At 74.0% G+C, this 21,783-nt stretch carries 18 protein-coding genes; 12 read left to right on the top strand and 6 right to left on the bottom strand.

The annotated features are described in order from the left end of the window. The 4 genes from BI06_RS31220 to BI06_RS31210 all read left to right on the top strand — a co-directional run. Window positions 1–1,978, top strand: a 1,978-nt coding sequence (locus tag BI06_RS31220) for a hypothetical protein (RefSeq protein WP_233290363.1), incomplete at its 5' end; no start/stop codon positions are given. Beyond that, entirely contained in the window at window positions 1,975–2,706 is a 732-nt protein-coding gene (locus BI06_RS31215) for a hypothetical protein (protein WP_030398512.1), read from the top strand. The genes BI06_RS31220 and BI06_RS31215, both read left to right, overlap by 4 nt. Window positions 2,707–2,845: 139 nt before the next feature. Beyond that, window positions 2,846–3,013, top strand: a complete 168-nt coding sequence (locus BI06_RS51405; protein WP_158516484.1) for a hypothetical protein — start codon at window positions 2,846–2,848, stop codon at window positions 3,011–3,013. Window positions 3,014–3,127: 114 nt separating this feature from the next. Beyond that, the gene (locus BI06_RS31210) at window positions 3,128–5,485 is read left to right on the top strand and encodes a DEAD/DEAH box helicase (protein ID WP_051742303.1); all 2,358 of its coding nucleotides are present in this window, start codon (window positions 3,128–3,130) and stop codon (window positions 5,483–5,485) included. Window positions 5,486–5,674: 189 nt separating this feature from the next. Here the strand turns inward: BI06_RS31210 and BI06_RS31205 are convergent, their stop codons facing one another. Beyond that, entirely contained in the window at window positions 5,675–6,481 is an 807-nt protein-coding gene (locus BI06_RS31205) for a methyltransferase domain-containing protein (RefSeq protein ID WP_051742404.1), read from the bottom strand. A 470-nt stretch (window positions 6,482–6,951) separates the two neighbouring features. Here BI06_RS31205 and BI06_RS31200 point away from each other — a divergent pair, with 470 nt between their 5' ends. The 4 genes from BI06_RS31200 to BI06_RS31185 all read left to right on the top strand — a co-directional run bounded on the left by BI06_RS31200 (window position 6,952) and on the right by BI06_RS31185 (window position 12,911). Then, window positions 6,952–7,935, top strand: a complete 984-nt coding sequence (locus BI06_RS31200; protein ID WP_030398509.1) for an ABC transporter permease — start codon at window positions 6,952–6,954, stop codon at window positions 7,933–7,935. Between the two features lies 1 nt (window position 7,936). Then, window positions 7,937–8,926 (top strand): ABC transporter permease, encoded by a 990-nt coding sequence (locus BI06_RS31195; protein WP_082558802.1) that lies wholly within the window; start codon window positions 7,937–7,939, stop codon window positions 8,924–8,926. Next, entirely contained in the window at window positions 8,923–11,097 is a 2,175-nt protein-coding gene (locus BI06_RS31190) for a dipeptide ABC transporter ATP-binding protein (protein WP_082558801.1), read from the top strand. Before BI06_RS31195 ends, BI06_RS31190 begins: the two co-directional genes overlap by 4 nt. Window positions 11,098–11,225: 128 nt before the next feature. Next, complete coding sequence (locus BI06_RS31185; RefSeq protein ID WP_233290361.1) at window positions 11,226–12,911, top strand: ABC transporter family substrate-binding protein; 1,686 nt, start codon at window positions 11,226–11,228, stop codon at window positions 12,909–12,911. A gap of 85 nt (window positions 12,912–12,996) precedes the next feature. Here BI06_RS31185 and BI06_RS31180 read toward each other — a convergent pair whose 3' ends face one another. Together BI06_RS31180 and BI06_RS31175 are read right to left on the bottom strand one after the other, a co-directional pair. Then, window positions 12,997–13,281, bottom strand: a complete 285-nt coding sequence (locus BI06_RS31180) for a pyrimidine/purine nucleoside phosphorylase (RefSeq protein ID WP_043473824.1) — start codon at window positions 13,279–13,281, stop codon at window positions 12,997–12,999. Window positions 13,282–13,811: 530 nt separating this feature from the next. Further along, the gene (locus BI06_RS31175; protein ID WP_043473821.1) at window positions 13,812–14,165 is read right to left on the bottom strand and encodes a hypothetical protein; all 354 of its coding nucleotides are present in this window, start codon (window positions 14,163–14,165) and stop codon (window positions 13,812–13,814) included. Between the two features lie 631 nt (window positions 14,166–14,796). On the opposite strand from BI06_RS31175, the gene BI06_RS31170 reads away from it, so the two are divergent. Beyond that, the gene (locus BI06_RS31170) at window positions 14,797–16,230 is read left to right on the top strand and encodes a hypothetical protein (RefSeq protein ID WP_149030536.1); all 1,434 of its coding nucleotides are present in this window, start codon (window positions 14,797–14,799) and stop codon (window positions 16,228–16,230) included. Window positions 16,231–16,900: 670 nt separating this feature from the next. After that, window positions 16,901–17,347: a hypothetical protein gene (locus tag BI06_RS31165; RefSeq protein ID WP_043473810.1), complete on the top strand. Its 447-nt coding sequence runs from the start codon at window positions 16,901–16,903 to the stop codon at window positions 17,345–17,347. A 113-nt stretch (window positions 17,348–17,460) separates the two neighbouring features. Here the strand turns inward: BI06_RS31165 and BI06_RS31160 are convergent, their stop codons facing one another. Then, complete coding sequence (locus BI06_RS31160) at window positions 17,461–18,570, bottom strand: NAD(P)/FAD-dependent oxidoreductase (protein ID WP_043473807.1); 1,110 nt, start codon at window positions 18,568–18,570, stop codon at window positions 17,461–17,463. 124 nt (window positions 18,571–18,694) lie between these two features. Here BI06_RS31160 and BI06_RS31155 point away from each other — a divergent pair, with 124 nt between their 5' ends. After that, a complete protein-coding gene (locus tag BI06_RS31155) occupies window positions 18,695–19,288 on the top strand; it encodes a TetR/AcrR family transcriptional regulator (protein WP_030398500.1) in 594 nt (197 codons plus the stop codon). Between the two features lie 491 nt (window positions 19,289–19,779). Here the strand turns inward: BI06_RS31155 and BI06_RS31150 are convergent, their stop codons facing one another. Beyond that, entirely contained in the window at window positions 19,780–19,950 is a 171-nt protein-coding gene (locus BI06_RS31150) for a hypothetical protein (protein ID WP_043474170.1), read from the bottom strand. Window positions 19,951–20,073: 123 nt separating this feature from the next. On the opposite strand from BI06_RS31150, the gene BI06_RS31145 reads away from it, so the two are divergent. After that, a complete protein-coding gene (locus BI06_RS31145) occupies window positions 20,074–20,247 on the top strand; it encodes a CsbD family protein (protein ID WP_043473802.1) in 174 nt (57 codons plus the stop codon). A gap of 898 nt (window positions 20,248–21,145) precedes the next feature. Here BI06_RS31145 and BI06_RS31140 read toward each other — a convergent pair. Next, on the bottom strand, window positions 21,146–21,783 hold a 638-nt coding region (locus tag BI06_RS31140; protein ID WP_043473800.1), incomplete at its 5' end, for a hypothetical protein.

Raw genomic sequence — 21,783 nt, 5'->3', positions numbered from 1 at the left:
ACCCGGCGTACAGGCCGACCCCGCCACGCCCCCGCAGGGCCGCGCCGCCGCCGAGCGCTCTGCCCCGGCCGCCCCGGCCGTCGAGGACCAGGCCGCGGTCGAGGAGCCGATCGCGGTCGAGGACCAGGCCGTCGCCGGGCAGTCCGTCCCCGCCGCTCCCGCCGCTCCCGCTGCTCCCGCCGCTCCCGCTGCTCCCGCCGCTCCCGCTGCTCCCGCCGCTGCCGCCGCTGCCGCGCCGGTCGTTCCTACGCTTCCCGTCGTTGCGGCCGAGGCCGGCCCGCGCGAGCTGCCCGCCCTCCCGGAGGGCGCGGCCGGTGCCCGGTTCGAGGCGGTGACCACCGGCTTGGTCTCCAAGCGCCCCAACTTCGTCCAGCAGGCCCGCTCCACCGTGTTCCTGGACGCCGCGGCCGGGACGCTCGCCGTGCGCGACCGGACCGTGCGCCTCGACCTCGGCGCCCGCACGCCCGGAGAGATCCTGGACGCCGTCCTGGCCGCCGCGCCCGGCACCGAACGCATCTACATCACCGCCGGCGCCCCCTGGCACGACGGCGCCGAACGCTACAGCACCCTCAAGGACGCGGTCGCCGCCTGGCTGAACACCCCCTGCGAGCGGTGGACCACCGCCGTCGGGAGCGGCCGCGACAAGCTCGCCGGGCACTTCGTCCACCAGCGCCAGCCCGTCGGCCGCTACGCCCCCGCCGCCGCCCCCGACAGCGCCACCACCGAGATCCGCTCGATGGGGGAGTGGTTCGATGCGGACGGCGCCGACGTGACGACCTGCCGGGACGCCTTCCGGCTGCTGTGGCAGGCGCTGCGCCGCCACTGGGGCGACGCCGTCCTCATGGGCTCGCCGTCGCAGACCGGGCGGGACCTGTGGTCGCGCACGATCCCGACCACCGGCAGGTGGGCCGGCGGCTACCCGGTCCTGTCGGAGGAGCTGCGCGCCCTGCTGCACGCCACCGGCGGCCAGGGCCGCACCGAGCTGCTCCTGCCGCCGCGCGTGCCGCAGCAGTTGCCCGCGCTGGTGGAGTACGACCGCACCTTCGCCTACGCCAAGCACCTGTGGAAGTCCCCGGTCGGCGTCCCGCGCCGCATCACCGCGCACGCGTTCGCGGCGATGACGGAGGCGGAGCAGACGAAGGCCCTGATGTCCTGCTCGCACTGGAACATCAAGGTGACCGTCCCGCAGGGGTGGAACCACGTCGGCCTGCTCCCGGCCCCCGTGACCGGTGACCGCGCCTGGATCTACCCCTCGCAGCCCGGCGCCACGTTCACCACCTGGGCGGGCGGCGCCGAGGTCCACCTGGCCCTCGCGAACCACATCGCACCGTGGCGGATCGAGATCCTGGGCGGCCTGCTGTTCGAGGACGGCAAGCCGCTCGACGAGTGGGGCAAGCGCCTGAGGGCCGCGTGGGCGGACCTGACCAACCTCTCCCGCGCCCACGGCGACGAACGCCAGCGGCAGGCGGCCCACCTCGCCTCCCGCGCCGTGCGCGCGGTGCTGCTGTTCGGCCTGGGCGGCTTCGCCCAGCGCCCGCGCCTGGTCTCCGGCACCACCCCCCTCGGCGAGGCGCTCCCCGCCGGGGTGGAGATCCTCGGCCAGGACGACACGGTGGTCACCTGGCAGCGCCAGGCCGGCTTCTCCCGCGACCCCTACGCCCACCCCGAATGGGCCGCCTACGTGTGGTCAGGGGCCCGCGCCGCACTGCTGCACACGCAGTACCGCCAGGGCAAGGAGATCGTCGGTACCGCCGGCGCCCTGCACGCCAGGCCCGGTACGGTCGTGTACTTCGGCACCGACGGCATCGCCCTGACCGAGCGCCGGCCCTGGCCCTACCGCGGCGAGGTCGGCGACTACCTCCTCAAGGGCCACCTCACCGGCCCCGTCGAGCACCCGACCTCCCAGGAGCAGTACCTGAGGCTGCGCGCCCTGGGCCGTACCGAACTCGCCGCCGCCGAGAAGAGGGGCGACCAGTGAGCCCGGCCGACCCGGACCACCCGAACGAGGCCGCCCGCCTCACCCAGCAGCTGATCGACCAGGGCTTCACCAGGCGCCAGGTCGCCAGGATGCTCGGCCGCGACGCCTCCCTGGTCTCCCAGTTCTTCACCAAGGGCAAGGGCGCCAGCATGGTCGGCGCGCTGCGCCAGCTGGTGCGGGCGGTCCGCGGCGGCGAACGCGACGAGGAGACCCTGTCCGGGATCGCCGGGGCGAACACCACCCGCCGCCGCACCAGGACCGGCCACAAGGCGCGGGTGCGGGGCAAGGACGTGATCGGCACCCCGGGCGGGTCGATGGCCGGCCGCGCCGGCCGGCAGGCCATCAGGTCCGGCGCCGCGCACCTGGCCGCCGTGATCCACGCGGCCGCGCAGGCGGACGGGCGGGTCGCGCTGACGGTGCGCATGCGCGCCCGCTACTTCACCCTGGCGGCCGGCTCCCGACAGGACTCGCCCGGCATCCGGCGCGGCGTCGTGCCCCGCGCGGACGGCACGGAGGAGCGCACCTACGGCTCCTCCGCCACCGGCGGCTTCCCCGCCACCGAGTGGTCCCGGCGGGTGGCCGACGCCCACGGCGACGTCGTCCACGCCGTGCTCACCTGGCTGGTGGAGAGCGGCCGCGCCGTCGAGGACGCCGAGATCGTCTACCTGGAGATCCGCACCTGGACCCCCGACGGCCACCACAGCACCCGGGTCCTCGTCAACGAGTAGCACCCCGGGTCCACCTCCGACGGCCCCGCCCACCTCCGACGGCCCCGGGCCCGCCCCTGACGGCCCTGGGCCCGCCCCTGACGGCCCCGGGCCCGCCCCTGACGGCCCTGTGCCCGCCTCCGATGCACGAAGGACCCCCGTGACCGACCGCCCCGACCCGGGCCGCCCCCTCGGGACCCGCACCGCCTACCGGCTCGCCGACGCCGCCGGCCTGTTCGCCTGCGCGACCGGATCGCCCGGGCCGTTCCGTCCGACTTCGAGCAGGACCGCCTGGACGAACAGCCCGGCGACGTCATCGCCGACCTGACGGCGCTGCGCAAGGCGCGATTCCGCACCTGCCCCCGCTGACCCGCCGCGCCCGCCCGGCCGCACGGCACCCCGCCTTCCCGCGACCCGGCCGACGAAGGAGAACACCCGCGCCGTGGACACCACGACCACCACCACCGCCGTCGAGGACGTACCGGCCGCACTGCGCGCCGCGGCCGGGCAGCCGCTCCCGGCACCGCTGTCCGCCACCGCGGTGAACCCGCTGCCGCTGCACCGGTTCCAGAAGGACGCGGTCGCGGCCGCCGTGCGCGAGGTGAAGGACGGCGGCCGCGCCACGGTGGTCGCGGCGACCGGCTCCGGCAAGACCCTCGTCGCGGCCGGCTGCGCCCGGCGCCTGGCCGCCCGGGGGCGGGTACTGGTGCTGGTGCCGACGATCGAACTGCTGGAGCAGACCGCCGAAGCCTGGTCCGCGAAGGGCGCCCGCCGCGGCCTGGCGGTCGCGGCGTGCTCGCGCCAGGAGGCGCTGGAGAGCGCGGAGGCCGGCGGCCGGATCCACGCCCGGGTGTCCACGCAGGCGGCGCGGATCGCCGACCTGGTCGCCGCCGGGAAGACCGGCGAGCCGGTCACCGTGTACGCCACCTACGCGAGCCTGGAGCGCATCGTCCGGGCCCACCGCGACTTCGGCCTGCCGGCCTGGGACCTGGTCGTCGTCGACGAGGCCCACCGCACCGCCGGCGCCCAGGGCAAGGCGTGGGCGGCCGTGCACGTCGACGACCAGGTCCCCGCCACGCGCCGCCTGTACTTCACCGCCACCCCGCGGATCGCCGACGACCGGCGCGCGAAGGACGACCCGGCCGACCTCGCCGACGCCGACGGCCGGGCGCTGCCCGCGCTGTGCTCCATGGACGACGAGCGCGTCTTCGGCAGGACCGTGTTCACCTGGACCCTCGGCCAGGGCATCGAGCACGGCTACCTCGCCGACTACCGCGTCCTCGTCCCGGTCGTCACGGACGAGGACCTGCGCGAACTCCTCAACCTCCCCGCCGTCGCCGACCTCCGCTCGCAGCGCAGCAACGAGGAACTGCTGCGCCTGGCCCTGCAGATCGCGCTGCTGCGCGCGGTCGCCGACCTGGGCCTGCGACGGGTCATCACCTTCCACTCCCGGGTCACGGCGGCCCGCGAGTTCGCGAACACCCTGCCGGACGCCTCCGAGTTGCTGCCCGACGCGGACCGTCCGGAGCGGATCCGGGCGAAGGCGGTGGCGGGCACCGACCGGCTCAGGGACCGCCGCGCCGCGTTCGCCGAGTTCAAGGCCCACACCGGCGAGGACGGCGAGGAGTGCGGCATCCTCGCCAACGCCCGCCTCCTGTCGGAAGGCATCGACGTCGCCGCCGTGGACGCGATCTGCTTCGCCGACCCCAAGAGCTCGGTCATCGACATCGTCCAGGCCGTCGGCCGCGCGCTGCGCCAGTCCTACCGCCAGGGCAAGGTGTCCTGGGTCGTCATCCCTGTGTACCTGCCCACCCCCGGGACGGGCGACGACACGGCCACCGCCGACCCGGCCGAGGTCCACGACGCCGGCGAGGCGGTGAAGGCGGAGGCCGACGCCGAGATCGAGGCCAGCTCGTTCCGCACGATCTGGCGGGTCCTGCGGGCGCTCGCCGCGCACGACGCCCGGGTGGTCGGCCGGATCACCGAGCTGCGCGGCACCCGCTCGCAGGGCACCGCGCACACCACCGCGGCCACGTCGCCCGAGGACGAGACCGTCGAAGCCGATGAGCAGCCGGCCCCGGTCGAGTCGCCGGTCGAGTCGCCGATCGAGTGGCTCAGGATCGACGCCCGCCGGCACGCCGCCCGGATCCTGCGGACCGTGAAGCTGCGCGCCTTCAACCCGCGCGCGCTCGAGTGGCAGCGCATGCACGCCGTCGCCACCGCGTTCCACCTCCAGCACGGCCACCTGGATCCCACCGACAGGACCGAGCACGCCGAGCTGGTCTCCTGGCTCGCCCGCCAGCGCCACCTGAACGGCCAGCACCTGCTGGACGCCGCCCGCGTCTCGGAGCTGGAGGCGCTCGGCATGATCTGGTCGAAGAACGCAGGCGCCTGGGAACGCGGGGCCGCCTACGCCGCCGCGTTCCACCACCGGCACGGCCACCTCGCGATCCCCGCCACCGCCAAGCTCGACGACTACGCGGTGGGCGCCTGGATGCGCCGCCAGCGCAAGGCCGCGGGCCTCACCCCCGACCAGGCGGCGAAGCTCGACGCCCTGGACGAGCTGTGGCGCCTGGAGCCGGACTGGAACCGCTCCTACCGCCGCCTGCTCGCCTACCTCGCCGCCGGCGGCACCCTCACCGGCCCCGTCAACCGCACCGGTCTCGCCGACGACCCCACCTTCCGCCCCGGCACCTGGCTGCGCAAACAGGACAGAGCCCGCACCGACGGCAGGCTGACCGAGCACCAGGCCGCGCTCCTGGACGCCCTGCACCGGCGCCCCGGGACCGTCACGGGCTGACCCGCCCCGCACGACCCCGCACTCCCGGACCGTGGAGGGGCCGCGGGGCCGTCGTCCGCGGTCCCACCCGCCAACACGTGGCGGCGCCGGTGCCGCGCACCCGGGCGTGCGGGCCCGCGTCGGGGGCACCGGGGGAGCGGCCGGTCGGCCGCTCCCGTCGGACGTCGACGCCCCGGCCGGGGCGGCGGGTCAGTGTGCGCTGGCCCAGTAGGCGGCGAGCGGGCGGTTGCCCTGCGGTGCGGCGACGGCCCGCAGGACGTCGCTCTGGCCGAGGACGAGGTGCCGTACCGGTTCGGACAGCGCGGCCAGGCGTTCTCCCGCGGTGATCAGGTCGAGGCAGGCGGTGATCTCCCAGTCCGCGTCCTGGAGTGCGCCGGTGTCGACCGGTCCGCCGCCGTCCGCCGTCCAGCCGGCCCCGGGCAGGAGCCGCAGCAGTGCCTCGCGGGAGAAGGGTGTGCGGATGTTGCCCTCGCCGTGCGCGCCCGCGGCCTCGATCTGGCCCTGGACCAGTACGGCGAGCAGGTGTGCCAGCTGGTCGCCGCTGGAGGGGGTCAGGTCCCACTCGGTGAACCACAGCCGCCGTGCCCAGGGCCGCACCCGGGCCAGCGTGTCGCGCAGTTGCCCAAGCGAGGCGAAGTACCAGGAGCAGTGGGCGAGCACGACGTGGTCGAAGGCGTCGCGGGGGAAGCCGACCGAGGGGTCGAGGACATCGGTGCCGAAGCGGAAGTCGATGCGCGGCCCGAGCGGGCCCGCCGCGAGCCGGGCCGCCGACTGCCCGAGTGTGACCGGCGCCCCGTAGGACGGAGCGGCGACATCGACGGCCACCACGCGTCCCCGGGGTCCGACGGCCTCCGCGAGGACGGCGGTCATGTCGCCCTGTCCGCAGCCCAGTTCGAGGACGGTGGACCCGGGCCCGATGTCCCAGTCCTCCACGAGCGACGCACGGTGGCGGGTCTGTGCCAGCTGGGCGTGCGGGCTGTGGTCGGCGGCGGCCATGGCCTTCGCGAGCGACGGAATCCTGGCGCGGAGATCGAAGTGCTTCACACAATCCTCGGGGGCTGTTCGGTGGACCGGTCACGAGGAGCGTACGAGACGCCCCCGGGCGGCGCCTGCGATTTCCCGCCCGGGTCCCGCGCACGACAGCACCGGCCCCGCATCCCCCGCCGGCCCCCGCATCCCCCACAGCCCCCGCATCCCCCACAGCCCCCGCGGCCCCCCAGTACCCGCTCCCACCTGCAGAATCGACGGACGTGTGACGCGCACACATCCGCGTACTTCGGGGCTGTTTCGTCTTCGTGTCCACATGTCTGGACCACTGGTGCCCACGTGTCGCTCGCACACAGACTTGGCCTCTGCACCACAGTGCAAGCACCCCCTGGACCGAAAGAGCGCCACCCCATGCTCAGCTCCGCCAGACCCGGCACCTCCCGGCCGCGCCCGCCGTCCCCCGCGGGGAGGTGGCATCCGTGCTCCGGTACGTGACACGCAGGGCAGCGGGCTGGTTCCTGGTGATCGCGGTGGCCACCAACGCCACGTACTTCCTCGCCAGTTCCTTCCTCGACCCGCGCTCGAACTTCAAGGAGCTGCGCCCGGTCCGCACCGACGAACAGGTCTCCCGCGCCCTGGCCCCCTACAACCTCGACCCGCACGAGCCGCTGCTCCACCGCTGGTGGGACTGGCTGAGCGGGGTGGTCCTGCGCTTCGACTGGGGCCGCTCCCCGGTCGGGGTGGAGGTCAACGGGGAGATCGGCCACCGCTCCCTCGTCAGCGCCCAGTTGGTGATCGGCGCCACGCTCCTGTCCGTCGTCGTCGGTGTCGCGCTCGCCGTCCACACCGCCTCGCGCCAGTACGGCTGGCGGGACCGGGCCGCCCAGGCCCTGTCCATGGCCCTGTTCAACGTCCCGGTGTCCGTCGCCGCACTCGCCCTGGTCCTGCTCGCCATCCGGCTGAACGAACAGGCCGGCTGGCACTTCCTGTACGTCGCGGGCGAGAGGTCCCCGGACGTGGAGGGATTCTGGGCCACGCTCGGCGACCGCGCGGCGCACCTGGTCCTGCCGACACTGACGCTCACCCTGACGGGGTACGTGGGCCACCACCTCACCCAGCGCTCCCTGCTGCTGGACGTGATCGGCTCCGACTTCGTGCGCACCGCCCGGGCCACCGGGCTCACCCGTGCCCAGGCGATCCGCCGGCACGCCCTGCGCACCGCCCTGATCCCCACCGCCCAGTCCGTGGCCTTCAGCATCCCGGCCGTCTTCACCGGCGCCGTCCTCACCGAGACCGTCTTCGGCTGGAACGGCATGGGTCAGTACTTCGTCCAGACCATCAACAAGAACGACGTGCACGGCACCGTGGCGACCGCCGCCTTCGCCGCCGCCCTGACCGCGATCGGCGCGATCCTCGCGGACATCACCACCGTTCTCCTCGACCCGAGAGTGCGGGTGAGCTGAGATGGGCACCCCCGTGAGCCCCGACCCGACCCCCGACGGCATCCCCGCCGCCACCACCACAGCCACCACCGTCACAGCTGCCGCCGGCCCGGCCGCCGAGCGGCCGCCCACCGGCCACGACGGGCGCTACCTCGGCCGCCGCCGCCTCTACCTGCGCCGCTTTTGGCGCAACCGGACGGCCGTCGCCGGCGTGGCGATCCTCCTGCTGCTCGTGCTGTTCAGCGCCTTCGGCCAACTCCTCACCCCCTACCACTTCTCCGACACCGACTTCTCGGCCCTCACCCAGGCCCCCGGCACCGAGCACTGGTTCGGCACCAACCAGGGCGGCAACGACGTCTACGCCTCGGCCGCGCACGGCCTCCAGCGCTCGCTGGTGATCGCGGTGAGCGTCTCCGTCCTGACCGTCGCCGTCTCCGCCGTCGTGGGCGCGGGCGCCGCCTACCTCGGGGGCCGCACGGAGAAGGCCACCCTCGCCCTCATCCACTTCCTGCTGATCGTGCCCTCCTTCCTCGTCCTCGCCCTGGTCTCGCACAAGCTGGCGGGCGACTGGCGGGTCCTCGTCCTCGTCCTGACGGTGTTCGGCTGGATGTCCACCGCCCGCGTCGTCTGGTCGGTGTCGACGTCCCTGCGCGAGCGGGACTACGTCCTGGCCGCGGAGTTCATGGGCGTGCACCCCCTGCGCATCGTCCTGCGCCACATCGTCCCCAACCTGGGCTCCCTGCTCATCGTCAACCTCACCCTGGGAGTGGTCTCCACCGTCCTCAGCGAGAGCGCCCTGTCCTTCCTCGGCTTCGGCGTCCAGACCCCGGACGTCTCGCTGGGCACGATGCTCGCCGACGGCGCGGGCACCATCACCAGCGCCCCCTGGCTCTTCGCCTTCCCTGCCGCCCTGACCGTGCTGCTCACCGTCTCGATGACCTTCGTCGGCGACGGCCTGCGCGACGCCCTCGACCCCACGTCCACCACCGGCGCGGCCGGAGGCCGACGATGACCCTCGCACCCGCCCGCCCCACCGGCCCCGAGAACCCCGGCCCCGAGAACCCCGGCCCCGGCCCCGAGAGGCCCGGCCCCGAGAACCCCGGGCCCGGGAGCGGCCCCGGTCCCGCCCGGCCCGCACCCGTCCTGTCCGTACGCGACCTGCGCGTCTCCTTCCCCTCCGAGCAAGGACCGGTCCAGGCCGTGCGCGGCGTCGACTTCGACCTCCTGCCCGGGCGCACCCTGGGCATCGTCGGCGAGTCCGGCTCCGGCAAGTCCGCCACCGCCCTCGCCCTCATGGGCCTGCTGCCACCCACCGCCCACCTCGAGGGCCGGATCCTGCTGGGCGGGCGCGACCTGGCGGCCATGGACGACACCCGACTCGCCCGCATCCGCGGCAAGGACATCGGCATGGTCTTCCAGGACCCGATGTCCGCGCTCACCCCCGTCCTCAGCGTCGGCCGGCTGCTCTCCCAGGCCCTGCGCGTGCACCAGGACCTGTCCAGGAACGACGCCTGGGAACAGGCGGTCCAACTGCTCGACCTGGTCGGCATCCCCGACCCGCGCGAACGCGCCAAGGCCTTCCCGCACGAGTTCTCCGGCGGCATGCGCCAACGCGTCGTCATCGCCCTGGCCATCGCCAACAAACCCTCGGTCCTCGTCGCCGACGAACCCACCACCGCCCTCGACGTCACCGTCCAGGCCCAGATCCTGGAGGTCCTGCGCCTGGCCCAGCGCGAGAGCGGCGCCGCCCTCGTCCTCATCACCCACGACCTGGGCGTGGTCGCCGGCCACGCCGACGACGTCGCCGTCATGTACGCCGGACGGATCGTCGAACACGCGGGCGTCGACGAACTCTTCGCCCGCCCCACCATGCCCTACACCGCCCGGCTGCTGGCCGCCGTCCCCACCGCGGACAGCGGCGTCCAGCGGCCCCTGCTCCCGATCGCCGGCGAGCCGCCCTCCCCGGTCGCCCTGCCCGACGGCTGCGCCTTCGCACCGCGCTGCGCGGTGGCCCGCGACGTCTGCCGCACCACCGAACCGGACCTGACCGCACCCGCCGGGCGGCCCGGGCGCGTCGCCTGCCACCGCGCGCAGGAGATCGCCGACGGCACCCTGGACCCGGCCGGGCCCGCCGGGTCCGCCGTTGCCCTCACCCCGGACCGCGCAGCAGCGCGGCGCACCCCGGGCGAGGTGGTCCTGCGCGTCGAGGACCTGGTCAAGACGTTCCCCGTCACCAGGGGCGCCCTCCTCAAACGCCGCACGGGCACCCTGCACGCGGTCAACGGCGTCGGCTTCGAGGTGCGTGCGGGCGAGACCCTCGCGCTGGTGGGGGAGTCCGGCAGCGGCAAGACCACCACGCTGCGCGAGGTGCTGCGCCTGCGCGCCCCCGAGGGCGGCCGGATCGAGGTGGCGGGCACCGACGTCGCCACGCTGCGCTCGGCGGCGCAGGTGCGGGAGCTGCGGAGCGAGGTCCAGATCGTCCTCCAGGACCCGACGGACGCCCTGGACCCCCGGCTGACCGTCTTCGACCTGCTGGCCGAACCGCTGCGGGCCGCCGGCGCCGACCGCACGGCCGTGCGCTCGCGCATCCCGCGGCTCCTGGACCTGGTGGGACTGGACCGCGCCGTGGGCGACCGCTTCCCCGCCGCCCTGTCCGGCGGCCAGCGCCAGCGGGTCGGCATCGCCCGCGCCCTGGCGCGCGAGCCGAGGCTGCTGGTCCTGGACGAGCCGCTGTCCGCCCTGGACGTCTCCGTGCAGGCCGAGATCGTCAACCTGCTCGTGCGGCTGAAGCGCGAACTCGCCCTGGCCTACCTCGTGGTGGCGCACGACCTGGCCGTGGTGCGGTACTTCTCCGACCGGATCGCGGTGATGTACCTCGGACACATCGTCGAGTCCGGCGCCACCGAGGAGATCTTCGCCCGGCCGCGGCACCCGTACACCAGGGCCCTGCTGTCGGCGGTCCCGCTGCCCGACCCGCAGCGCGAGCGCCGTCGCGAGCGCATCGTCCTTCGGGGCGAGCAGCCCAGCGCCGCCCGGCTGCCGGCGGGCTGCGTGTTCGTCGACCGCTGCCCGCTCCACCGGGAGGCCGACGAGAGCGTGCGCACCCGCTGCCGCACCGAACGGCCCTCGACGGTCGGCGCGCCGGACGGCTCCGACCACCGGTACGCCTGCCACGCGCTCTGACCTGCGCCCCTTTTCCTCACCCGCTCCCCGCCTGTCACCCGCCCGCGCCCTTTCCTGCCCGCGCCCCCTTCCCCGGCCCGCGCGCCCCCTTCCCCTTCCCCTTTTTCCCTTCCCACCTAGGACATCCCGTGCGTCGTCAGCTCGCCCTGCCCCTCGCGCTGGCCGCGGCCGTCTCGGTCGCCGCCACCGCCTGCTCCTCCTCGCCGTCCTCGGGCGACTCCTCGGGGAAGCAGACCCGCAACGCCGCCGAGGTCGCCTCCTCGGTCACCGACTACAACCCCCAGCCCTACGAGAACCTCAAGGACGGCGGCACCTACACCACCGCGGGCACCTTCGACGAGCAGGGCAACCCCTTCAACGTCAACGGCACCCTCAACGCGCTGCGGATCTGGTCCTGGTACAACGCCGACGCCATCACGTACTCGCCCACCGGCGAGGTGCAGTACAACCCGGACTACTACAGCGACGTGAAGGTCTCCGTCGAGGGCGGCGACCAGAAGGTCGTCATCACCCTCAACCCGAAGGCGGCCTTCAACGACGGCACCCCGATCGACTGGCGTGCCCTCGAGGCCACCTGGAAGGCCAACAACGGCTCGGACAAGGAGTACGCGGCCTCCTCCACCGACGGCTACGACCGCATCACCTCCGTCACCCCCGGCGCGGACGCCAAGCAGGCGGTCATCGCCTTCAAGGGCGTCAACGCCTCCTGGTCCGCGCTGTTCACCACCTTCCTGCACCCCCAGGCCGCCACCGTCGAGAACTTCAACAAGGCGTACGTCAAGACGGCCCACCCCGAATGGGGCGCCGGGCCCTACACCGTGGGCACCTGGGACGCCCAGTCCGGCAACATCACCTTCGTGCGCAACCCCCGCTGGTGGGGCCGCAAGGGCAAGCTCGACAAGCGCGTCTACGTCAACCTCGAGCGCGCCGCCTCGGTCAACGCCTTCAAGAACGGCGAGATCGACTACGTCCCGGTCGGGGACGCGGAGAACCTCAAGCAGGTGAAGGCCGTCAAGGACGCCGAGGTCCGCAGCGGCGGCAGCCCCTTCGAGTACGCGCTGTACCTGAACACCAAGTCCCCGTTCCTGGGCGACGTCCAGGTCCGCGAGGCGGTGCAGAAGAGCATCGACCGCTCGCAGATCACGAAGATCCGCTTCCAGGGCCTCGACTACAGCGAGCCGCTGCCGGGCTCGGCGGTCCTCTACAGCTTCCGGCAGGGCTACCAGGACAACGTCTCCGCCGTACTGGCGTACGACCCCGAGCAGGCGCGCAAGGCCCTGGACGAGGCCGGCTGGAAGCCCGGGAGCGACGGCATCCGCGCCAAGGACGGCAAGGAACTCGAACTCGGCTACACCCTGCTCGGCGACGACCCCGTCGAGAAGGCCGTCGCCGGGGCGTTCACCGCGATGCTCAAGGCCGTCGGCGTGCGGCTGAACGTCAACAAGGTCTCCTCGAACGACTTCTCCAAGGTCCTCAGCGAGCGCCGCTTCGACCTGTTCATCTCCGGCAACCGCTCGACGGACCCCTTCGGCGCGCGTTCCCTGTGCGACTTCTACTGCTCGGACCGCGAGTCGAACATCACCGGGGCCGGCACCCCCGAACTCGACCGGGAGATCCGCGCCACCGGCGACATCGCCGACCTCGGCCAGCAGATCGAGGCCGTCAACAAGCTCGAGCAGAAGGCCCTCCAGCAGTACTCCCTGCTGCCCCTCTACAGCGGACCCTCCACCTACGGCCTGCGCAAGGGACTCGCCAACGTCGGGGCCACCATCTTCCACAGCCCGCTGCCCGAGACCATCGGCTGGCAGAAGTAGCACCGCCGGCCCGCCGCCCCTCGCCACCCCGGCGGTGACCGCCCCGCCCCGCCCCGCCCCCGGATCCCGGGGGCGGGGCGCGACGTCAGTCGCGGTACTCGCAGAGGTAGGCGCTCTCCACCGCGCTCCTGACCTGGAACCTGCTGTCGGCCGGGACGTCGAACCGCTCGCCGGCCCGGAAGGTCTCCCACCGGTCGGAGCCGGGCAGCCTGACGCTCAGCGCGCCGCTGACCACGTGCATGACCTCCCGCTTCGCGGTACCGAACTCGTAGTCACCGGGCGCCATGACGCCCACGGTCGCCGGACCTTCCTCCGCCGTGAAGGCGACCGACTTCACCGCACCGTCGAAGTACTCGTTGACCTTGAACATCGGCATCCTCTCGGGAGACGGGCAGACAAGGGGGGCACCCCGCCCCTCGCGGGCCGGCCCCCGGAGAGGGAAGGCTACCGGCAGCCGCCACCGCCCCTGCGCGCAGGCCGCAGCCGCGACCGACCACCCTCCCCCCTAGGCCGGGCAGGCACCGGTACGCGGCCCCGGCCGGCTGCGCCCGGGCGCCGGAGCGGGACCGGCTGCGGAAACGGCTGAGGTCCGTCGCGTGCGCCGAGCGGTCGGTGACCGCGCCCGGCTGCGACGCGGTGAACAGCGGCGGTTCCCGGTACCGGGCTCCTGGGGTGGTGGGTCTGCCGGAAGGCAGGGGCAACCCACGCACCCGGCCGGCCCAGGAGGTCTCGACGGCGACGACGAACGGCGGTGGTGACGCTCCCTCACCCGCCGCGGTGGAGGTGGTCCTCGGGGCGCGGTGCGCGGCGGTGCTCACGGAGCTCCGGCGCGCGGACGGGAAGGCCGCCGCGCTTCGGGTTCCGGGGGGTCGGGGAGCATGTCGCGCGTTCGGTTCGATGTCAGTCGTCCTCGGGCCGGACGCGGCCGCCGCGGGCGCAGGCCAGCACCGTCGTGGCCGCGGCGTTGAGGAAGAGCATGAATCCCCAGGCCCGATCCGCTGTGCTGATCAGGCCGATACGCAAGGGCTCGTCGGCTGCTTGTTCGAGGATCCCAACGGTCTCGGTGAGGCCGAGCGTCGCGACTCCGCGCCTGCGGGCGGTCCGCAGACGGCGCCGGTAGACGCCGAAGTGCTGGTTGGCGGGGATCAGGCTGTCCCAGACCGTGAAGGTGCCCCCGGAGAGCAGGGCCTCGCGTGCGGGGCCGCAGGCCGGCGTCTGGTCGGCGAGCATCTCGGCGAGGTCGTCGCGTGTCATGCGACAGATCCTGCCGGGCGTTGCTCGACCGGCCAACTGAAATGCGCTCACCACCGTCCTCCGCACACCTGCCCCGACAACAGCGAAGCACCCTCGTGCCGACACCACCGCCGATCCCGCCCGCTTCCGCTGCGCCGGCTGCGACCCCGGCCGGGTTCCTCGCCCGCGACCGGCACCGGCAGACCACCGGCGGGCACCCGCGAACCCCGCTCCTCCGCCTTCTCATTGATCCTCTTCCTGGCCGTGCTCGTCGCCCAGGCAGCCGGTTCGGCAGGGAGCACGGTCGGGGCCGCTGCCCTGTATCTCGTATTCGCTCTTCCCTTTTCCGGTGTCGTCCGGTGGCTTTCGCGCCGGTGGCCCGGCCAATGGCTCCTGGATCGGTCCGGTCCGAAGTGCCCCTGCGGTTCGATGCCCTGTCGGCCGGGACCAGGTCCCGGTGGCGCCGTCGCCCGTCGCCGCCCGGGCCCTGACCGTGCCAACGGGGACCGACGCCGGCCGGTGGAACGAGCCCGGGATTCGTGCGGTCATGATGCCCAGGCCCGCTGCCGGCGCCCACGGCCGGAAGGGGCCGGACCGCGGCGCGGGCCTTTCGCCGGGCGGGTCTGTCGGCGGTGGTTCGTAGGGTGCGTGCGTGAACATTGATGATCTTTCCTGGCAGGCGCGACACCACGGCGGCATCTACCCGCGGTTGGCGCGGACCCTCGTCGACCTGGGGGAGACGGAGCTGCTGATCGGAGCGGCGCGGGAGCGCGGCGACTGGATCGGCACGCAGGCCGCGGCCCGGGCGCTGTGCGCGGCCGGGGACACCGACCGGGCGGCGGCCCTGGTGGCCCCGTTCAGGGAGATCGGATGGCGCGAGGCCGACTGGGCCACCGCAGAGATCATGATCGTTCGGGGCGAGGGCGAGGAGGCGCTCGCGACGGTGCGCCCGGACGCGGCCGCACTCGGCGACGGCCACGTGTGCGCCCGCTACGCCGGGCTGGCGGCGACGGCAGGGCGGGCCGACGAGGCGATCGACGTGCTCGCACCCCATCTCGGGGAGTCCTGGCTCCGCTCCCGCCTGGTCGAGGTGACCGAGGGCCAAGGCCGCGACGACCGGGTGCTGCACCTGCTCACGCGGGAGGCGGAGCACATGGAGCACAAGGACAGCGAAGGGTGCGGACGGTGCGGGCAGGCGTGCCGGGCGTCCCGCACGGACCGGTGGGACGTGCTGCTCCTGATCTCCCAAGTCCTGGAACGCGCCGGGCGGGCGCAGGAGGCCGTCGAGGTCGTGCGCACCGAGACGGCCTCGGGCCGGCGCCATCCCCTCAACTTCCCCGAGCACTACGCGCAGCTCCTCGCCCGGCAGGGGCTGATCGAGGAACTGCGGGCCCTCGCCGAGGCGGAGCACCGCGCCGCCTTCGCCGTGTACGCGAAGGCGCTGGAGGACACCGGGCGCGCCCTGGAGGCGGAGGCCCTGCTGCGCGAGGCGATCGAGGCCCACGACGACCCGAACGACCGCGCGGCGCTGATGCGACTCCTGGTGCGCCAGGCCAGGATCGACGAGGCGGTGGAAGCAGGCCGGCCGACCTACGACTACTACGACTGCTGGAACTTCCTGCACTGGGCGCTGGAACTGCTCGTCGGCGACGGCCGGCCCGGCCGGGCCCTCGAACTCCTGGACGGGCTCACCGGCGCGTGGGCCGAGGGGCATCCGGACCAGGTCCTCGACCTGCGGCTGTGGCTGCTGGGCGAGGCGGGCCGCTGCGAGGAGGCCGTCGCACAGGCCACCGCCCTCAACGAGAAGGAGCCGGGCGAGTGGGACCTGCGCCTGGCACGGCTGCTGGAGCGGGACGGACGGCTGGAGGAGGCCCTGGCCCTGCTCCGCACCTCGACCCAGCGCTCGGCCGTCTACGACCTGGTCGACATGCTGCTCGAGCACGGCCGCCCGGCCGAGGCCCTCGCATCCGTCCCCACGATCGCCGAGAAGCGCGCGGCCCACGAACAGCGGGAGGCGGCGGCACGGCGGCCGCAGGACGACCCCTGGGCCGTGCCGGACGGGTACGCCTCGCAGCCCTCGTTCTAGGTAGTGCGGCGGCAAGACGCCTCCGTCGCGCCCGCGACCGCCCCAGCAGCCGGGGGCGCCCCGGCCCGTGCGGCCGGCGGCACGGCGTCCCGGGAACGGACAGCCCGGACACAGCCGCTGCGACCCGGGACGCACCACCAGGGGGATGGCATGTTCGCGGCCGAAAAATCGCAGGTCGAACCCCTGGCCACCGCCGCTCGGCAGGTCTACTGTTCCCCGCACGGCGGCCCCACCACAGCACCACCGGGCCGCCGGCCAGAGCAGCTGCGCCATGTCCCCCGGCGCTGCTGGCCCCACGGCCGGGCCCCGCGGACCAACCCCCCTACGTCCCCGGGCCCGGCCCCTTCACGCCCCTCGGGGGCACCCGTCCGAGGGCTCGCGTGCGCGGGCGGTGGCCTGTGCGCGGTGGAGGGTGCCTGCCCCGCAGGCTCCTCTCCCGTACCCGATGACGCGTCTTCCGCTCCCGACGACCTGATCGAGCTCCAGCCGGGGTGCGGGCCGCGCAGCGTGCGGCCCGGACAAGGCCCGTTGGCCGCACCTGGACGAGCACGAGCGCCTCGTCGCCCGCTCGCGCGAGCGGATCGACCACCGGGACCACGACGACGGCCGGGACGACGACGCCGTCCCGGGGAAGACACATGTCCCGCGAGGCTCGGCTACCGAGGCGGCCGTGCAGGCCCGCCGGGAGGCCTGCACCGACCCCGAGATCCGCTTCGACTTCCCCGACCTCCTGGACGACCTCGAGCCCACCATCGGCCCCGGCCGGGAACTCGGCTCCTGGCTCACCCCCGACGCCAAGGACATCCTCCAGCTGCGCCTCGACAGCACACCGATCGGCTGGACCGCGCCCCTGCCCGACGACGGGCCGTGGGGACAGGCCGGCTGGATCGCCCTCCTCCACCAACCCGGCGGCGCCGGGCTCCTCGTCGACAACCTCTCCCGCCCCAAGACCCACCCCACCGCGGACCTCGCGCTCGACGCCGTCCTGCGCACCCACCGGACCAGGGGTGGTCCCATCGGCGCCCTCCGCCTCACCGGCTGCGACAACATCGCCGCCGGCCTGCGCAAACACGGCCGAGACGCCACCTGGCCACTCGACACCCTCGGCATCACGTGATCAGACCGGACGACCCTCTGACGACGCCGCCGCGGGGCTTGGCACGACTGTCGGGAGAGTGCACGTGATCGACGCGGGAACGGCCGCGGGGGGCCGGGGGCGGTGGGGTCTGCTCAGGAAGTCACCGCGGGAACGAGGTGGTCGAGTCCCTGCGCACTGCTCGTCGCGGCCTCGATCGAGCGCGGCAGCATGATGCTCTCGTAGGCGTGGACGGCGTCGTCGATGCCGGGTTCGGTGACGAGGGCGTGGGCGAGGTCGGAGCCGTCGAGCATCGCGAGATTGGCGCCCAGCCCGGCCGGGGGCATCAGGTGCGCGGCATCGCCGAGCAGCGTGACGCCGGCAACGTGCTGCCAGGTGTGCGGGGCGGGCAGGACGAACAGGGGCCGGTTGGTGAACCCGCTGTCGCTGTTGCGCAGGACGTAGCGCAGGCTCTCGTCCCAGTCGTCGAACATCCTCAGCAGGTGCGCGCGTACGGCCCGCTGGTCGCCGAGGTCGATACCGGCGGCCGTGTGCCAGTCCTGCGGCGTGCGGAGCGCGATGTAGGCGTGGATGCGGCCGTTGCTGTTGCGCTGGGCGACCAGGGACCTGCCGGCGCCCTTCGCCAGCATCGATCCGCTGCCGACCAGCCGCGCGAGGTCGGGATGGCGGGTGTCGCAGTCGTCGAATCCGGTCTCGAGGAAGGTGACGCCGGTGTAGCGGGGTTTGGCGTGCGACAGGGCCGGGCGGACGCGCGACCAGGCGCCGTCGGCGCCGACCACCAGGTCGAAGTCCTCGGCGGCGCCGTCGGCGAAGAGCAGTCGGCAGGTGCCGTCCGCGAGGGGGGTGACCGTGCTGACGGCGCGGTCCCACCGCACCGTTCCCTCGGTGAGTGAGTCCAGGAGCAGTTCGCGCAGTTGGCCGCGGTCGATCTCCGGCCGGCCGCCGGCGGCGGAAGGCCCTTGGTGTGCCAGGAGGGCGGCGTCGGTGAAGTCGAGCACGCGCCACTCCTCTCCTTCGGGGCGGGCAAGGGTGTGGAACGGGTCGAGGAGCCCCGCCGCCCGCAGGGCGCTCTGGCCGGTGTCGGCGTGCAGGTCGAGGGTGCCGCCCTGCGGGCGGGCGTCGGCGGAGGCCTCGCGTTCGAAGACGGTGGCGGAGCGGCCGTGCTGCTGCAGGACCCGGGCGCAGGCGAGGCCGCCCGGGCCGGCGCCGACGATCGCGATGCGGGGATCACGAGCAGAGTTCATGGGAGTGTCCCTCGGGAGGTGGGTGAGCCGCGGGGAGGGCCGGCACCATCAAGAAAGCACACTCGCAAAATAAGTGCAATGACTACACTTTCGAAGTCGATGCATCTTGGGATATCATGGGCGAGTGACCGAACCGACCGGGCGCCGCGAGCGCAAGAAGGCCCAGACGCGCCAGTCCCTGGCCGACGCCGCACTCGAACTCTTCCTCGAACGCGGCTACGACCAGGTCGGCGTCAAGGACGTCGCCGACGCCGCGGACGTCTCGGTGACCACTCTGTTCAAGCACTTCCCCAGCAAGGAAGCCCTGGTCTTCGACCAGGACGACGACCTTGAAGCAGCGCTCGTCGCCGCCGTGCGCGACCGCACCCCGGGCCAGTCGATCCCCCAGGCGCTGCGCGAGCACATCCTGCTGAAACAGACCCAGTTCGCCGTCCACACCACGGACCCGCGGTTCGCCGACTTCACGCGCATGGTGCAGGAGACCCCCGCGCTGCGCGACTACGCCCACCGCATGTGGACGCGCCACGAAGCGGCCCTGGCGCGAGCCATTACCGAGGCTGCAGGTGCCCCCGAGGACGACATCAGCTGCGCCGCACTGGCCCGTTTCGCCCTTGAGGCCCGCGGCCTCGTCCTGCGGCACGCCGAGCCGAACCGCGCCGCCGACGAGGCCTTCGCGCTGCTCGAACACGGCTGGGCGGCCTCCCGCCCGGGCAGCTGACCCGCTCTGCGCGGAGCCCCGGTGTGCGTGGACGCGTTGCGCGCCCCACAGGCTCAACCTGAGCAACTACGCTGCCACGCTGGCCACCTGAACCGGCATCCAGCCGGACAGAACCTCTGAACGACACCGCCCTGGGGAGTACTCGGGGGCGTTCCTCGAATCCGCAGGGCCCGCTGTCACGACGTTCCCGCCGCGGTCGATGCCAAGGATTCGGGCCGCCCAGGGCTGCCGGCAACCCTCTCCCTTCCCTTCTTCGAGCTGTTGGTGGTTGGTCGTGCAGTGGGGTACGGCGGGCTCGGGTCCACCGCCGGGGTCATCGCCGCCCCCGCTCCGCCGCCGGTGGGGCCCTCCCCTTTTCCCGGCCGGGGAGGCCGGGCGCCTCCCTGGGGTCGGCTACGGACAGCAGTCGGCGGGTGTGGCGGGGGTGGGGAACGCGCCGTGTGCGTTCCCCACCCCCGCGGCCCCGTTCGTCCGGGCGGTAGCGCCTGGGCCTACCACCGGTACCAGCGGCCGCGGCCGCCGGATGCGCCGGTACTGCGGGCCACGAAGCCGAGCAGCCACACCGCCAGCACCACGACCGCCACCCACCACAGGGCCTTCAGCGCGAAGCCGGCACCGAAGAGGAGCAGGGCCAGCAGCAGAACAAGAAGAAGGGGAACCATCTCGACCTCCACAGTCAGTGTCGGCGATCCGGCTGCCCCGGCCCGCAGCGAATATTCGGGGGAATCTTCCGGGCGGGCTGGGGCAGGCGTTGCGTCGACAGCTTCGACGAACCGGAGGTACGCATGAGCGCCGGCGACAAGATCGGGAACATCGCAGAGAAGGCCAAGGGCGCGGTCAAGGAAGGCGTCGGCAAGGTGACCGGCAATGAGCGTCTGGAGGCCGAAGGCAGGGCCGACCAGGTCGAGGGCGACGTGAAGCAGGCGGGCGAGAAGGTCAAGGACGCCTTCAAGCACTGAACGGGCCTCGGGCTTGCCCGGCCTCGAACGTCGAACGGCCGGACCCCTCTCCCCGGGGGGCCGGCCGTTCGGTGTTCGTGCCACCGCGCTGGGCCTTCGGGCCCCGGCAGCCCGCGCCGGGAAGCCCTCGTGGAAGGACCGCCCGCCGTGGCGCGCCACCCGATCACCGCTGCGCGGCAGCCTGTTCCTCGGCCGGGTCGTCGATGTGCCGCAGCCGACGGCGGGCGGCGACCCGGTCCGCGCCGAAAAGCCGGCCCAGTACTCGTCCGCCCGCACCGGACACGAGCCTGCCGTTCGGCCTCCTCCCGGGCGGAGGCGACCAGCTGCTCCTCGCTGGGACCGCGCCGGGCGGCTTCCGGATCACCGCTTCACGAAGGCGGCGAGGCGAGGAAGGCGCGGCGCTCGGCCTGCACGACCGCCGGCGCCCGCTGCGCACCGACCCGGACGGTCGGGACGCTCGAAGGTCTCCCGCGTGACCGGGCCCGAAATTGTCGGGGCGGGGCGCCCGCGCGCCCCGCCGCTCTGTTCGGCCGTGCCGGGGTGGCGGGTTTCTGTCAGGCGGGTAAGCCGCCTGTTGCCCGGTGGCTGTCGGCCGCGTGGTGCTGCGGGGCTTCCGGGCCGGTCTGCGTAGGCCGGTGGCCGGCCGGGCCGAAGGGCCTGGCTGCCGGGGTTCGCGTCGGTTTGCGGCGGGCGGTGCGCAGGGTCTGGGGGTGTGGGGGAGGCCTGTGGGGGCCAGGGTCGGTGGGTCAGGTCGTGGTGGAGGGCGTCGAGTCTGGTCAGGCAGGTGTCGAGGGTGGCGATGGCGGCGCTGCTGTGTTCGCGGATGCGGTGTTCGATGGCGGCGAGCCGGTCCTCGATGTGCTGCCAGCGCTCCTCGGCCGTGGCCGTGGTGCGGGGGTCAGGTGCGTCGTCGGTCGCTGTCATGGCGCAGGCTGTCCGTGTGCTGGGTGAGGTCGTCGAGGCGGGCGGTGAGGTCGGGGTGGGTGTTGCCGAGGTGGGGTCGCACGGCGGCGAGGGGCGCTATCAGGTCGGCCGGGTCGGGGGCGCCGAGGGCGGTGGTGAGGGCGGTCAGGGCGGGGCCGGCCTCGGTGGCGAGGCCGGGTGCGGCGGTGATCCGGGCGGCGAGGACGCGCAGGTCGGCGGCGTGGTCGCGGGCCCAGGCGGTGACGGTGCGTTCCGCGGCCCGCCGGTCGCGCACGGCCTTGACGCGCTCCGCTCCGGTGGCGGCCCCGTCCGCTCTCCTGTCGGTGGGGCGCAGGCGCAGGTAGCGGTTCTCGGCGGCCTGGCGGCTGGCGACGCCCATGGGGTGGGCGAGGTCGGCCCAGGTGGCGCCGGCGTCGCGGGCGTTCTCCACCAGGCCCGCCTCCCAGCCCGCGAGCTCGGTGCGCAGTTCGCGCAGCAGCACCAGGGCGGCCAGGGCCGGCTCGGGGCCCTCGTCCGGTGCACCGGTGCCGGGCCGGGTGGTCGGGCGGGTGTTGCGGGCGGTGCGGACGGCGTCGTCGATGGCGGCGAGCGCGGCGGCGGCGGCGAGGAAGG

Source organism: Kitasatospora sp. MBT66, assembly GCF_000710405.2.
Taxonomy (GTDB): domain Bacteria; phylum Actinomycetota; class Actinomycetes; order Streptomycetales; family Streptomycetaceae; genus Kitasatospora; species Kitasatospora purpeofusca.
Note: the sequence above shows the minus strand (reverse complement) of the source record. Positions and strands in the feature narration are given on the sequence as shown.